Origin of the sequence: Pseudovibrio axinellae (assembly GCF_900110875.1) — a bacterium.
GTDB lineage: Bacteria > Pseudomonadota > Alphaproteobacteria > Rhizobiales > Stappiaceae > Pseudovibrio > Pseudovibrio axinellae.
This window is the reverse complement of sequence record NZ_FOFM01000004.1, coordinates 128,261-143,056: the sequence shown is the minus strand read 5'-3', so window position 1 is coordinate 143,056 and position 14,796 is coordinate 128,261. Positions and strand designations below refer to the sequence as shown.

At 50.6% G+C, this 14,796-nt stretch carries 13 protein-coding genes; 6 read left to right on the top strand and 7 right to left on the bottom strand.

The genetic code is table 11. From position 1 onward, the window contains the following. Positions 1 to 108 precede the first annotated feature (108 nt). From BMZ51_RS11010 to BMZ51_RS10985, 6 genes are all read right to left on the bottom strand, one after another. A complete protein-coding gene (locus BMZ51_RS11010) occupies positions 109 to 1,455 on the bottom strand; it encodes a L,D-transpeptidase family protein (protein ID WP_068008402.1) in 1,347 nt (448 codons plus the stop codon). 463 nt (positions 1,456 to 1,918) lie between these two features. Beyond that, entirely contained in the window at positions 1,919 to 2,428 is a 510-nt protein-coding gene (gene ldtR, locus BMZ51_RS11005; RefSeq protein WP_068008404.1) for a transcriptional regulator LdtR, read from the bottom strand. A 155-nt stretch (positions 2,429 to 2,583) separates the two neighbouring features. Continuing rightward, a complete protein-coding gene (gene mmsB / locus BMZ51_RS11000; protein WP_244271403.1) occupies positions 2,584 to 3,528 on the bottom strand; it encodes a 3-hydroxyisobutyrate dehydrogenase in 945 nt (314 codons plus the stop codon). A gap of 117 nt (positions 3,529 to 3,645) precedes the next feature. Continuing rightward, positions 3,646 to 4,056: a DUF6163 family protein gene (locus BMZ51_RS10995; RefSeq protein WP_068008408.1), complete on the bottom strand. Its 411-nt coding sequence runs from the start codon at positions 4,054 to 4,056 to the stop codon at positions 3,646 to 3,648. 59 nt (positions 4,057 to 4,115) lie between these two features. Next, complete coding sequence (locus BMZ51_RS10990) at positions 4,116 to 5,162, bottom strand: enoyl-CoA hydratase/isomerase family protein (RefSeq protein ID WP_208979428.1); 1,047 nt, start codon at positions 5,160 to 5,162, stop codon at positions 4,116 to 4,118. A 165-nt stretch (positions 5,163 to 5,327) separates the two neighbouring features. After that, positions 5,328 to 6,467, bottom strand: coding sequence for an isobutyryl-CoA dehydrogenase (locus BMZ51_RS10985; protein WP_068008411.1), 1,140 nt, complete (start codon positions 6,465 to 6,467; stop codon positions 5,328 to 5,330). A 479-nt stretch (positions 6,468 to 6,946) separates the two neighbouring features. On the opposite strand from BMZ51_RS10985, the gene hemB reads away from it, so the two are divergent. From hemB to BMZ51_RS10960, 5 genes are all read left to right on the top strand, one after another. Further along, the gene (gene hemB / locus BMZ51_RS10980; RefSeq protein ID WP_068008413.1) at positions 6,947 to 7,975 is read left to right on the top strand and encodes a porphobilinogen synthase; all 1,029 of its coding nucleotides are present in this window, start codon (positions 6,947 to 6,949) and stop codon (positions 7,973 to 7,975) included. Between the two features lie 31 nt (positions 7,976 to 8,006). Continuing rightward, a complete protein-coding gene (locus BMZ51_RS10975) occupies positions 8,007 to 9,248 on the top strand; it encodes a threonine ammonia-lyase (protein WP_068008417.1) in 1,242 nt (413 codons plus the stop codon). Between the two features lie 219 nt (positions 9,249 to 9,467). Continuing rightward, complete coding sequence (locus tag BMZ51_RS10970) at positions 9,468 to 9,956, top strand: RDD family protein (RefSeq protein WP_068008420.1); 489 nt, start codon at positions 9,468 to 9,470, stop codon at positions 9,954 to 9,956. 83 nt (positions 9,957 to 10,039) lie between these two features. Continuing rightward, complete coding sequence (locus tag BMZ51_RS10965) at positions 10,040 to 11,872, top strand: SLC13 family permease (RefSeq protein WP_068008422.1); 1,833 nt, start codon at positions 10,040 to 10,042, stop codon at positions 11,870 to 11,872. Between the two features lie 26 nt (positions 11,873 to 11,898). Then, positions 11,899 to 12,645, top strand: a complete 747-nt coding sequence (locus BMZ51_RS10960; protein WP_068008425.1) for an arginyltransferase — start codon at positions 11,899 to 11,901, stop codon at positions 12,643 to 12,645. A 313-nt stretch (positions 12,646 to 12,958) separates the two neighbouring features. On the opposite strand, the gene BMZ51_RS10955 is transcribed toward BMZ51_RS10960, so the two are convergent. Further along, positions 12,959 to 13,546, bottom strand: coding sequence for a LabA-like NYN domain-containing protein (locus BMZ51_RS10955; RefSeq protein WP_068008427.1), 588 nt, complete (start codon positions 13,544 to 13,546; stop codon positions 12,959 to 12,961). A gap of 820 nt (positions 13,547 to 14,366) precedes the next feature. Here BMZ51_RS10955 and rpoZ point away from each other — a divergent pair. Next, positions 14,367 to 14,762 (top strand): DNA-directed RNA polymerase subunit omega, encoded by a 396-nt coding sequence (gene rpoZ, locus BMZ51_RS10950; protein ID WP_068008430.1) that lies wholly within the window; start codon positions 14,367 to 14,369, stop codon positions 14,760 to 14,762. Positions 14,763 to 14,796 lie beyond the last annotated feature (34 nt).

Sequence of the window (14,796 nt, the reverse complement as noted above, 5' to 3'; positions counted from 1 at the left end):
ACAGCTCCGCAGGGTCTGCGCATCATCGCCTGGCCTGACTTTCCCAAAGAAAAAGGCGTTCATGACATCACATCACAAACGCCCTCAAAGTTTTAAATCTACTGAGATTTAACGCAGCGTGGCCTGAGCCGTTGGATCAGCACTGGCTTGATACAGACCGTCCTTGTCGTAGATATCATCGCGGAAATGGACCATGCCGTCACTCAGCGCCCAAGCTGTGACATAGGACATATGCAACGGGATACGGCTTTTCATCTTAACATCCAGCCGCTCACCGGAGTTAATGGCGCTATCTACACGGCTTCTCGTCCACTCAGGTGTCGTAGAGCCCAACAGCCAAGAGACAAGCTCACGCACGTTTTGAACACGCACACAACCAGAGGAATGGAACCGGTACCCTTCGCCGAACAAAGACTGTTCTGGCGTATCATGCAAGTAAACCTGATGGGTATTGTTGAAGTTGATACGGATGCTGCCCATGGAGTTTCCATCGCCCGGATCCTGTGTGAACCGGTACTGGGTGGCCTCATCTGTATTCCAGTCAATCTCCTGCCATTGCTTTTCTTTGCCATACCAGTCGTAGATATGGATGTTATTTTTGGACAGATACTCTGGATCCTTCTGCATCTTCGGAATCAGATCTTTCCGAATAATGCTGACGGGAACAGTCCAGTAAGGATTGAAATTCACTTCATAAATCGTTGAACTCAAGATCGGTGATTGACGATCCTTCTTGCCCACAACTGCGGTATGGCGAGACCGCACACGACCATTTTCAACAACTTCAATGCGCGCAGCTGGAATATTCACATTCACATAGGTGTCTGTAACATCCTTAGCCAAATCAGAAACGCGCTCAAGATTGGTTCGCAATTGCTGCAAACGCACATCGACAGTCACGTTCATCGCGATCACGGTTGACCGGCCAACAACACCATCTGGTGTCAGACCATGGCGCAACTGAAACCGACGAACAGCAGAATCAACATAGCTGTCAAAGACATCTGAAACGCCCGCATGTTGAGCCATATCTCCAGAAGCAATCAACCGCTGGCGCAGCGCTACAATCGCTGGCGCACGCATACCAATGCGCAAAATCTTCTTAGTGGAAACCTCAGGCCAACCACCATTGAGCGCGATGCGCTCATAATCGAGAATCGCATCGATCATATATTGGCTGGTTTGCTCTGAGATGATCGGCGCTACGAAATCGATTTGCTCCAAAGAGGAAACACCTTCATCGAAAGTGTCCTCCCACTCCGTTCCCTGCACGACAACGCGCTGCTCAGGGACAATGGGCGCAGACTGACTGGCAGCTTGCTGGGTCTTCCCACTATAGGAAAGCAATTCAGGAACCTGAACCTGCGCCTGTGCAGACATCATACCTGCAGAAAGGCCCGTACTCACCACAAGAGCAAGACCAACTTTGCTGCGGTTCAAAAGAGGTGCCAACACGAATAAATTCTCCTAGCAATCAGTCGCCCGGTAAGATTCCATGCAAACTTAGTTAACAGAGCTTTAACACTGCAGTTTAAATGACATTATCTGCGCAAACTCGCAATACTTCTGCCAAATCTAATGGAGGAACTTCTGCTGGAAATTTAATGAAAGTGCCCTGCATCCTGCACACGGCAGACAAGAAACTCTCTCATGTATATTAACCAACGGAAATTTTAAGCCCGAAAAGTGAACGGCTGTCTTCCTCACTTAATGTGTCCGTTTAATGGCTATATACCCCAGCCAGAAAAAAGGTAACGTAACAAAACGCCTTCCCTCTGACCTAGTGCAAGAAAGCAACAAACGGGCAGAGTTATTCACAAACACCTTACGTGGGACTGGCCACGACTGCGCACATACAAAAACACCGCTCCCGACGAGGGAGCGGTGTTTTTTGGAAGGTCTAGTTTCGCCCAGAATATCAGAGGCGATAGAGGATTTGATCTGTCCAGAAGCGCTCCAGACGACGCAGGGACCGGTTCAGCTCCTCAAAACTCTCAGTGGAAAGTTCACCAACCTGTTCAACAGAAAGAATGTGCCGACTGTAAAGGTCGTCAACAATCTGAGCGATTTCACGCCCTTTATCCGTCAGGCTCACACGCACGGAGCGACGATCCATCTGAGAACGTTCATGATTGATGTATCCGGTTTCGACCAGTTTCTTCAGATTATAAGAAACGTTCGAACCAAGATAATAACCGCGAGTTCGAAGCTCGCCTGCTGTCAACTCGGCGTCGCCAATGTTAAACAGAAGCAGTGCCTGCACACTGTTCACATCAGAACGACCCATCCGGTCAAACTCATCTTTAATGACGTCAAGGAGTCGGCGATGCAAACGCTCGATGAGCGTCAGTGCCTCAAGGTAGGCGGGCTTGAGCCCTACCGTTTCTTCTTGCGCCACGACCTCAACGGCCCTGTTTGTATTGATCATCTGGTTGCGCCTCATGTCCATATTTTTCGTGCGTTCGTATTTTTATCAGCACTTGAAGCAAATTTACGCGACCGCTTCTAAGAACCGCTTAAGAGACACGATGAATTATTTCTTAACTACTAGCAAGCGTGTAGAGCTTTCCGTTAACCCTCTGTTTACCCTGACTTTCGAAGCAAGTGGATTATACCAGAGAAGTCGACGTTTTCCCCGCCATTGTTACAGTATTCCTCATAGAGCCTAGCCGCTTTTTCACCCATAGGCGTGTTGGCTCCACTCGAATCTGCAGCTTCTTCAGCCAGCAATAAATCTTTGAGCATCATCGGCGCAGCGAAACCTGGCGTATAGTCATTATTTGCTGGCGATGTCGGGACCGGTCCGGGAATCGGACAATAACTGGTCAAAGACCAACATTGACCTGAGGACTTAGAGGAAATGTCATAGAGCTTTTGTGGGTCAAGACCCAGCTTTTCAGCCAAAACAAATGCCTCGCAGGTACCGATCATCGAAATACCTAGCAACATATTATTGCATATCTTTGCCGCCTGCCCAGCGCCTGCCTCACCTGCGTGAACAATTGAGGCCCCCATAATATCCAAAAGCGATTTTGCCCGCTCAAATGCACCTTCAGGCCCACCAACCATAAAGGTCAATGTGCCATTCGCGGCACCAACAATACCGCCAGAAACCGGAGCATCGACCATGTCCATACCGGCATCACTCGCTGCTTTTGCCACCTCTCGGCTGCAGTCAACATCGATAGTGGAACTATCGATAAACAACGTACCTTTGGGTGCATGCGCAAGAATTCCGCCCTCGCCCGTATAAACAGATCGAACATGCTTTCCTGCTGGCAGCATCGTAACAACGGCCTGAGCTTCCCGCACGGCTTCCACAGCTGATGTGGCAACTTGCCCACCAACAGCTTGAAACGCAGCACGTGCCTCCTCAGACAAATCTACACCGACGACTTCATGACCGGCTTTGACAAGATTTGCAGCCATAGGACCGCCCATATTGCCGAGGCCGACAAAAGCAACGCGAAGAACAGTTTCTCCCATTGCAACCTCCTGAAAATCGTCGTCCATTTGGATTTTGAACATTCAAAACTTGCCTGAAGCTGATGACCCTGGCACGCTCATATCAATTCCATGTGAACGACTGTTTCTACAACCTTAGATTTCAACGAGTTACTAAGCTGACGCAACTTTTCGCGTCAGTCAGGCTCGTTCCTCTCGTTCGGCAAGATAGAGCAATACGAGGTAAAGCGCGATTGCACTGATGTAGAATACGACCTCACCCGGGCTACGTCCAAAAACCATCGGAAATACGGAGTACATAACCACCTGCGCAAGAGAGCGAAACAGCCACATCACCGTTCCCCAGCTGGAGAGAAGCCAAAGGCCGATTGCTGTCACAAGGTCAAGAATGGCAAAGCAGACGACAGTCGACTGAACTTGAATGCCAACATTCTCAAACAGGAAACCGTCAATCAGGCTCGCACCAAGAATGACGCTCCAGTAATTAAGCCCTGCAAACAACATCAAGACAGCAAGTAGCCGGATATACGCATGTAGCAAAAACTGAAATGAGGGCACCCTCTTCATCAGTTCAACAAAAACGCCAGGCATACCTAAAGCTCCACTTTGCACATCTACCTCAACCAACGCCAGCAGGTCCTACACCTCGATTAGAATACGAGGTCGCCCCCCTTCGGTGGCATAAAATGGGCCTCTACATCAACTGTTTTTATTTCGCTTAGGCTGGAATGTTGCCAATTAGGTGTATGATCCTTATCGATAATCACAGCTCGCACGCCCTCATAGAAATCTTTACCCAGCAAAATCTGAGAGACAATGCGATGCTCCATCACCATGCACTCTTTCATGGAAAGCCCAGCACCGCGCCGCACCTGCTGAAAAGCCACCTCCATGCTGAGCGGAGACCGCTTCTTGATCGTCTCCAACGCACCTGAGGCAAATTCATCATGTTCGGTGCCAAGCAGTTTTTGCAAACGATCAATGACTTCCAAGGTACTTTGCGCACCAAAACACGCATCCACCACATCCGCCTTAGCATCCAGCGGCGCAGGACCCGGATCAAACGCATAGCGCGCCAATACAGGGTTCACGTCCTCAGTGGCACACAGCGCCTCCTCCAGACCTGCCATATCTTTTGAATGAACGGCATGCGTTAAGATACCGGCGGAGTAACAATCCGCCTGCTTAAGACGCTCCCCCGTCATCGCGCAGTACATTCCAGTGTGCTTTGCCAGTTTTGGCAAGAAGTGACTGCCGCCCACATCAGGGAAGAAACCGATCGCAGTCTCTGGCATGGCAAACAGCGTCTTTTCGCTGCCCACCCGGTACGCACCATGCACAGAAATACCGACACCTCCGCCCATCACAATACCATCAATCAACGCAATCAATGGCTTGGGATAACTCTCCATATATGCATTAAGCCGGTATTCATCAGCGAAGAACGGAAGGCTCTCGTCAATCTTGTCTGGCCCGTTTTCGGCGACCTGACGGATATCCCCGCCCGCACAAAAAGCCTTTTCGCTGTTGCTCTTAATGAGGATGTGCTTGACTCGATCATTATCCAGCCAGTGCTCCAATTGCCGGTGCATCGCAACAACAATTTCATGCGTTAAGGCATTAAGCGCTTTCGGGCGATTGAGAATGATAAGACCAGCGTGGCCCTTCTCCTCAAAGAGAACATCAGTAACTTCCAACAAACTTTCCTCCACATAGTCCTGTTGCGCAGTGCGCCGGTTCTTCGCACGTTGCACAATCCATAAGACTGATACCGGCCTTAAACCAAGAATACGCACCAATACAAAAACTTAAAGAGCCTTCAGCACCTCCAGTTAAGGCAATCGGCGCGAGCGGTATTCAACTCATGCCTTCATAAGCTCGCGCGCCACAATAACGCGCATAATTTCATTGGTGCCTTCCAAGATTTGGTGAACGCGCAAATCACGCAAGTGGCGCTCCAGCGGGTAATCCTTCAAGTACCCATAGCCGCCATGGATCTGCAGTGCCTCATTGACCACCTTAAAGCCTGTGTCAGTGGCAAGTCGTTTGGCCATTGCAGCCATCCGTGTCGCTTGTGGGTCTTTCTTATCAAGCAGGTAAGCTGCTTTATGCAGCAACAAACGAGCGGCCTCCAGCTCCGTTGCCATGTCCGCAATCTTAAACTGCAAGGCCTGAAACTGCGCCAGCGGGCGCCCAAACTGTTTGCGCTCGTCCATATACTGCAAGGCCCGCTCCAAACAGAACTGCGCGCCCCCAAGAGAACAAGCCCCAATATTCAATCGCCCGCCATCAAGCCCGGCCATAGCAAAGGAAAAGCCCTGCCCTTCCTGACCAACCAGATTTTCCAGCGGTACACGGCAATCTTCAAAGTTGACCTGCGCTGTTGGCTGACTGCACCACCCAAGTTTGTGCTCGTTTGCCCCAAATGAAAGCCCGGGAGTGTCCTTTTCAACCACAATGCAGGAAATCCCCTTTGGACCTTCCTCTCCTGTACGCACCATGCACACGTAAATGTCAGAAACGCCGCCTCCAGAAATAAAGGCTTTAGAGCCATTCAGGACATAGTGGTCCCCGTCCCGCACAGCCCGCGTCCGCAGCGATGCCGCATCAGAGCCCGCGCCCGGCTCAGTCAGACAATAACTTGCAACCTTTTCCATAGTGCACAGATCAGGCAAAAACTTCTGCCGCAATGCATCAGACCCATACCGGTCCAACATGCCAGCCGCCATATTGTGAATGGAAAGAAACGCGGAGGTAGACACACACCCTTTGGACAGTTCCTCAAAAATCAACGCCCCGTCCAAACGCCCCAACGCAGAACCGCCCACATCTTCGCGAACATAAAGCCCGCCCAGCCCGAGAGCCGCAGCCTTACGAAGCACATCAAGCGGAAAGTGAGAGTTAGCATCCCACTCAGCTGCAAACGGCGCCATCTCCTCTTGAGCGAAACCAGCAGCCATATCGACAAATGCACGTTGATCTTCGTTCAGTTCAAATTCCATGGAATCCGTCCTCTCAGCTCACAGCCTCCCGCAACTGCAAGCCCCAGTGTTGAAGTAGTTGCGTCAATCGGTACCTTCGCGCCAAAACTGCGTCAATTCTCGAAAAGACCAAGATAAGACCAATTACTCAGAGCAAACAGCACACAGTACACAACAACGTTCGCGGCACCGTTTCCTTTCAAACCAACGCACAAAACCACGCAAACCTAAGGTCAGTCTGACAAGTGGCAGTGATTCTCACCTTATTCCCGCTGCGACAAGAAAGTGCGGAGGGGATAAAAGCACCATCCACCAAAAACTCGCCTACAAAACCTAAAAACCCTCTGCAATTTTGAAGAAGCTATGGAACACATAAAGAAATTGAGTTTTATCAAGCCACCACACCGTGCTATCTGACATCAAATGTCCTAGTAGTTCTAATTAAGTCAGAGCGTTAGAAAGTCCCGGCGCCAAACAACCAGTCATTCAAGTGAGTTACCATGTCGTTTGCCAATAAATCGCATTCCTCCATCGATATGAACCCGATTTTGAACGGTCGCCGCATGCGCCGCAACCGCTCAAGCGACTGGTCTCGCCGTTTGATCCGTGAAAACACATTCACCATTAACGACCTGATCTGGCCGATTTTTCTGATTGACGGCGAAAATAAATCCGATCCGGTAACATCCATGCCAGGCGTTGAGCGCTTCTCAGTCGATAGAGCCGTGCGCGCCGCCGAGCAGGCAGCCGAGCTAGGCATTCCGGTCATCGCCCTGTTCCCCAATACAGACCCCGACCTTCGGGACGAAATGGGGAGCGAAGCGCTGAACGAAGACAATCTGACCTGCCGCGCCCTACGTGCGATCAAAGCTGAAGGCTTTCCTGTTGGCCTGATGACAGACGTCGCCCTTGATCCTTACACTTCCCACGGGCATGACGGACTGATGGTCGGTGACAAAATCGTCAACGATGAAACCGTCGATCAGCTTTGCCGTCAGTCTCTTATTCAGGCCGATGCAGGCTCTGACATTATCGCCCCGTCCGACATGATGGACGGTCGCATTGGCGCAATTCGCAACGCGCTGGATAATAACAGCTACGACGACCTTCAGATTATGGCTTATTCTGCAAAATATGCCTCTGCCTTTTACGGCCCGTTCCGCGACGCTGTTGGCTCAAACGCAAACCTGAAAGGTGACAAGCGCACCTACCAGATGGACCCGGGCAACACGGATGAGGCACTCAAAGAGGCCGAGCTGGATCTGGAAGAAGGCGCTGACATGATCATGGTGAAGCCGGGAATGCCATACCTTGATATCTTGCATCGCATCAAAGAAACCTTCCTCGCACCGACCTACGCCTACCAGGTATCTGGCGAGTATGCGATGATTTGCGCAGCGGCACAAAATGGCTGGATGGACAAAGAAAAAGCCATGATGGAAAGCATGATGGCATTCAAACGTGCAGGCGCAGATGGCGTCTTAACATACTTTGCACCTGAAATTGCGAAAAAGCTAAACGGCAAATAAAGCCAAACACAAAACACCTGCGAGAAAAAACATGCCAAAGGTGGATCAACCTCTTCTCACCCTTTCAAACATTGAAGAGGCTGCAAACAACATTAAGGGCGCGGTGCTAAAAACACCGTTCCTACCTGCCATTCAACTGGATGCTGCTACCGGAGCCTCTGTGTTCGTTAAATACGAGAACATGCAGGTCACCAATGCGTTCAAAGAGCGAGGTGCCCTTAATAAACTGCTTCACCTGAGCGATACAGAAAAGAGCCGCGGCGTCATTGCCATGTCTGCTGGAAACCATGCCCAGGCAGTGGCACTTCATGCACAGCGCCTTGGCATTCCCGCACTCATCGTCATGCCAAATGGCACGCCGTATGTGAAGGTCGAAGCAACCAAAGCCTTTGGCGCCAAAGTCATTCTCGCAGGCGAAACCGTCGACGACGCGAAAAATGAAGCCGACCGGCTTGCCCAAGAGCACAACTACACCTGGGTGCACCCCTTTGACGATCTGGAAGTGATCGCCGGTCAGGGCACGATTGCTCTGGAAATGTTGCGCGAACAGCCTGATCTGGACACCTTGGTCGTCCCGGTTGGCGGCGGCGGTATGATCTCCGGCATGGCAGTGGCAGCCAAAGCGATCAAACCTGATATTGAAATTATCGGTGTTGAAAGTGACCTGTACCCCTCCATGTATGCAGCCCTTCGTGGCCGGTCAATGGAATGCGGCGGCAACTCGTTGGCAGAAGGGATCGCAGTTAAGGTGCCCGGCACCCTTACTCAGCAGCTCTGCAAACAGTTTGTCAATGACGTCCTGCTGGTCTCCGAAAGCCAGATAGAAGAAGCCATCAATGTCTTCCTCACACGCCTAAAAACCGTTGCAGAAGGCGCAGGCGCGGCAGGCCTTGCTGCCATTTGCGCCCACCCAGAGCGCTTTGCAGGCAAAAAAGTAGGCCTTGTTCTTTGCGGCGGAAACATAAACCCGCGCTTACTGGCCTCCATTATGTTGCGTCAGTTACTCCGCCTTGGGAACATCATTCACATCCGGTGCACCATTCCTGATAACCCCGGCATCCTCGGCGAAATATCAACGCTGATCGGTGAGCTTGGCGGAAATATCTTGGAAGTCTCCCATCACCGGCTCTTTCTTGATGTTTCGGTCAAAGGCGCAACTTTGGACGTCGCCATTGAAACACGCGACAGCAAACATGCCGATGAGATTATTGTAGCGTTGGAAAAGCGGGATATTCACGTCTCTCACCTGTCTTCTGGAGAGATGAGATTTTAAACCCGTCCTGTGAAAGCAAATTCACAGGACGCAAGGGATGCTCAGCAACCGCCGAAGGTTGCTCTGGACACGCAGCATGAATATAGATTCCGCTCTCCTCCCAAGCTAGGGGCATAAAATAGTGTACTACCCCCGCTTGAAACTTGAAAAATGCACACCCAACTCTATTGGGAGACGCTGGGGAAGGCTCCAGCATAGTTTAACCCGACCGAGGCAAGAATGAGCCAAGATGTGAGCACGCCACCCAGCACCTACTACGATCCCTACCTTAATCCACAACTGTTTGACGGTGTGCGGACGAAGCGGGTTTTTGCGTGTTTGATCGACATTGTTGCAATCACAATTCTATCGATCATCGCTTATTTTGTCGTCGGCTTCCTTGGAATCCTGACACTAGGCCTGGCATGGCTATTATTTCCCGCAATCTGGCCACTTGTTGCCCTCGCCTACACCGCATTTTCCTTAGGGGGATTTAATAGTGCAACCCCTGGAATGCGGGCCTTCGGCGTGGAAATGCGCCTGAATAATGGGTCTCGTCCATACCCGCTATTTGCAGCAATCCATGCCCTGCTCTTTTATTTTTCAGTAACAGTACTAAGCCCCTTTGTCCTCTTGGTCTCATTGTTTAGTGACCAGAAGCGACTGCTTCATGATATCCTACTTGGTGCCGTTATTATGAATTCCCCGGTGGATAGTTTGCATCGATAGCTCAGCGCTGACACAACGATGAGTGACGAACCTGCCGTGGCCCTCTAATAACGTGTGAAAAGAAAACACGAGCGGGGACGCGCATGGAGAACCTGAACATTCCGATGATCCTGACTTTTGCGGTCATCGGCGTCACAATTATCCTTTATGCGCTGGAACGCATTGCCATCGAACTCGTAGCACTCGGCTCAATTGTAGCCCTCATGCTGATTTTCATGGCGTTTCCCCAGACATTGAACGGAATTCAAATCAGACCGGAGGACTTCCTCTCCGGCTTTTCCAATCAGGCGTTGATCACCGTCATCTGCCTACTCATTGTCGGACAAGGCCTCTTTCAAACGGATGCACTGGATAAACCAGCTCAGGCAATCCTGAAGTTGTCAAAACAGCGCCTTTGGCTTGCCACCGGCCCCCTGCTCATAATCGTCGGCGTTATGAGCGCGTTTTTGAACAATACACCCGTTGTTGTGATCACGCTTCCAATTTTGACCACCGTGGCGGCCGCGCATAACACCTCATCCTCACGATTTCTTATGCCCCTCTCCTTTATTACGATTCTGGGCGGCATGACGACAATGATCGGCTCCTCCACCAACTTGCTCGTAGCCAACGTCGCCAATGCAACTGGTGAAGTTCAGATCAACTTCTTCACATTCACCGCATTTGGAGCAATTCTGGCCGCCGTTGGCGCCGTTTATGTTCTCCTGGTTCTCCCGCGTATTCTCAAACCCCGCCAAACCATGGCAGAAGAGTTTACCGGCAAAGATGGGCGCCAGTTTATTGCACAAATTCCAGTAGTTTACGGGCACCCGCTCGTGGGAGAGAAGGCCGTTGCTGGCATGTTCCCAGCACTGCGCGATATGACAGTCCGCCTGATCCAGCGCGGCGAACGCCCCCTGCTGCCTCCCTTTGAGGAGGTACAGCTGCAACCGGGCGACACCGTCATCGTCGCTGCAACACGAGACATCCTCACCCGAGCCATCAGCCAACGCCACCCCCTCTTACCAGCAGACGCAAACGAAAGCCCCACCAGCACTGCTGAGCATGCAACACCGACCGGCACTCTAACCCTTGCCGAAGCCGTTATTGCCCCGGGTTCTCGCTTAATTGGGCGTACGCTCTCCATGACCAGCTTCCACGCAGACACAGGCTGTGTGGTAACAGGTTTACAGCGACGCAGCCGTATGCCACGCATGCCAATGACCGATATCCGCATGGAATCTGGTGATGTTTTGCTGATTGCAGGTAACCGCGAAGAAATAAATCGCCTACGCGGAAATCGCGATGTCTTGCTCATGGACTGGTCCGCAGCAGAGCTCCCTCAGCGCCAATACGCGCGCCGTGCTCTTGCGATATTCGTAGCCATGATCACGGTTGCTGTCACAGGGCTTGTCCCTATTATGGTCGCATCCGTTGCAGCAACATTCGCCATGGTCAGCTTTGGGTGTCTCAACATCCGCCAAACGCTGCGTACAATCGATAGCCGAATATTCATGCTTATCGGCGCCTCTATCGCCGCCTCACTCGCCCTTGAGGCAACGGGAGGCGACAACGCTATCGCTCAGGCGCTCCTCAATATCGCCGATGGACGCTCACCTGCTTTTGTTCTCTCGCTCCTATTTGCTGTCGTTGCCATTTTGACCAACTTACTCAGCAACAACGCAACAGCAGTGCTTTTCACACCCATAGCAATAGAAATGGCGCATCGCACAGGAGTGCCCGTTGAACCCTTCATCGTCTGCCTGATTTTTGCTGCAAACTGCTCGTTCGCAACTCCAATTGGCTATCAGACCAACCTTATTGTTATGGGCCCAGGGCATTACCGCTTCTCAGATTTTCTGTTTGCCGGCACCCCTCTTGCCATAATCATATGGTTGACCTTCTCATTTGCGGCTCCTTACTATTATAATCTGTAGGAAATAGAGAAAGAGGGCCACGCCAGGTGACACGGCAAGCCTATGATAGTCCGCAGTTTTACCTGACTGCACCAACTGACTGCCCCTACCTGCCGCATCGTAAAGAACGTAAAGTCTTCACGCATCTCGTCGGGCCCAACGCTGCTGCGCTCAATGATGTGCTCACACAAGGAGGCTTCCGGCGCTCGCAGAATATCGCTTATCGTCCAGCCTGCGAAGAATGTCGTGCCTGCATTTCCATACGCGTCTGCGCCCAGGAGTTCCAATGGACAAAATCTCTCAAGCGGGTCTGGAAGGACAATCAGGACCTCATAGGTGCCGAGCACCCTCCCGGCCCCTCTACAGAGCAGTTTGATCTCTTTCACGAATACCTGACAGCACGGCACCTCAATGGCGGCATGACGCAAATGTCTCCAACTGACTATTCAATGATGATTGAAGACACGCACGTAGAGACAGCTGTCATTGAATATCGCCGCTCAAAACCAGACACCCCCACTTCTCGCGAAGGCGAAGGGCCATTGATTGGCGTCGCCCTGACTGATCGTCTTTGCGATGGCCTCTCCATGGTCTACTCATTCTTTGACCACACCCAAACAACGAGAAGCCTTGGAACGTTCATAATTTTGGACCACATTATGAGAGCCCAGCACCTTGGCCTTCCCTATGTGTATTTGGGATATTGGGTCGAGGGCTCACCAAAAATGGAATATAAAGAACGCTTTAAGCCGCAAGAACACTTGGGATCAGTAGGCTGGGAACGGCAACCGTAAGCCAAGAGTAAAAACCAGACGGACCCCTGCTGCGCTTCGGACCTTGCTGGTCTGGGCAGGATCCAACTCAGAGCGCACCTCACAACCACCCATCACCAGAGCTTCACCTCCTCAGGTCGCAATGATAGGCTCCGATAAGTCACGAGCCTCTATGTCCTCACACACAGCATCCTGTCTGAGGCAGAAGCATCACCCGTGGGCGCATTTTCCGGTTTACACTGTTCTGCAAAATCAACTCTATACGTAAAAAAACCGGTGAGAGTGCATACGCTCCCTCACCGGCTTGTAAAAACGTGTACGACTACTTTGAATCTTAGTAGTCGTCGTCTCCGATCTCATCATCTTCTTCTTCAACAACGCGAGGCGGGCGTTCATTAGGATCGCGCCCTACACGCTGCATAAGCGTAGAAAGCTCGATGAAGTGATCAGCCTGACGACGCAGATCGTCAGCAATCATCGGAGGCTGCGTCTGAAGCGTTGAAACAACGGAAACCTTACGGCCCCGACGCTGCAATGCCTCAACAAGGGAACGGAAGTCACCATCGCCAGAGAACAAAACGATATGGTCAACATGATCAATCAACTGCATGGCATCAACTGCCAGCTCAATATCCATATTGCCTTTAATCTTACGACGCCCTGCAGAATCGATAAATTCTTTCACTGGTTTAGTGACTACTTTGTAGCCATTGTAATCCAGCCAGTCGATCAATGGTCGAATGGATGAATATTCCTGTTCTTCCACCAGCGCGGTGTAATAGTACGCGCGTAGCAAATAGCCCTTTGATTGGAATTCTTTCAAGAGACGCTTATAGTCGATATCGAAGCCAATAGCTTTCGCTGTCGAATAAAGGTTAGCTCCATCAATGAATAAAGCAATCTTTTCGCGGGGATCAAACATATTATTTTTAGCCTTTTCGCTGCACGGACGCGGAAGTCAGTAACTTGTTATAAGCAATCCCTTTCCAGACATGTCGATTTGCTGTCGTGACACGCCCAGAATGTATGCCATTCTAATTGACCCGGTCGCACTCTACGTTAAATCGGATACACATTCGTTACGGACAAACATAAAACCTTGCCCCACAGCGTATAATTTGCACTGGCCCATTTAATAGCCGACCAATGCAGCGCGATTCACCGTTCAGAAACTAAAACAAGATGAAAGAAATTTACAGATGTCATCTTGCATAAATTAACAGGAACCCACCAGATATTCCCATTTTTTATTGTGATTTTAAGGTAGGCACTAAAGGAACTTCCGGTTATCGATACTAAAAGTTCCAATAAAAACAAGCTTTCCTACTAAATTTTCGGATATTCTCGCTCCAAGAATTGCCAGTCAAAAAAATAAGTTAAGAATTTTGCCTTACTTTTTTTCATCTATTCCAATTCCAATCTGGAGTTCTGAATTAGACCACAATTCAAACCTGAAGAATCGAAAACTTGTATCCCCTAAAAAGTAACCGACAGCCGAACCCACTACAAAGCCAACTACTAAAGCAAACTTTTGCAATAGTGTTTAAGTGTAAATCATGCTCGCAAGACCAAAAGCCCCTATTTCTCTCTGGCTTAATCTTAAGCTGTAAATAGGTACAAATCACTCCTTCCACAATAAGATGTAAAGGAGTTTCACAGAAAATGCAGAATCGGCTCTTGCCATAAAACAAGAAGCATTCTATGAGTGGCCTCTGAATTCCCAGATATTACGGAGTGATCGAATGGCACGTGTGACCGTCGAAGATTGCGTCGACAAGGTCGAAAACCGGTTCGAGCTGGTTCTGCTTGCCAGCCATCGCGCCCGGATGATTTCCAGTGGCTCGCCGCTGACAATCGACCGCGATAACGATAAAAACCCGGTTGTTGCGCTTCGCGAAATTGCAGAAGAAACAGTGAGCCCAGAGGACTTGAAAGAAGACCTCATTCACTCTCTTCAAAAATTCGTTGAAGTGGACGAACCGGAGGCAGAAGCAGCGCCAATGGTTCCTAGCGACCCACAACAACTTCAGATCAATGCAGTTGATGATACAGACATTGAATTTGACCGCATAACTGAAGAGGAAATGCTTAAAGGGTTGGAAGGACTAGTACCGCCGGAACGCTCCGACGACTACTAACCGCCCTCTGCAAGATGTCGGCGTCGGCCGTGCC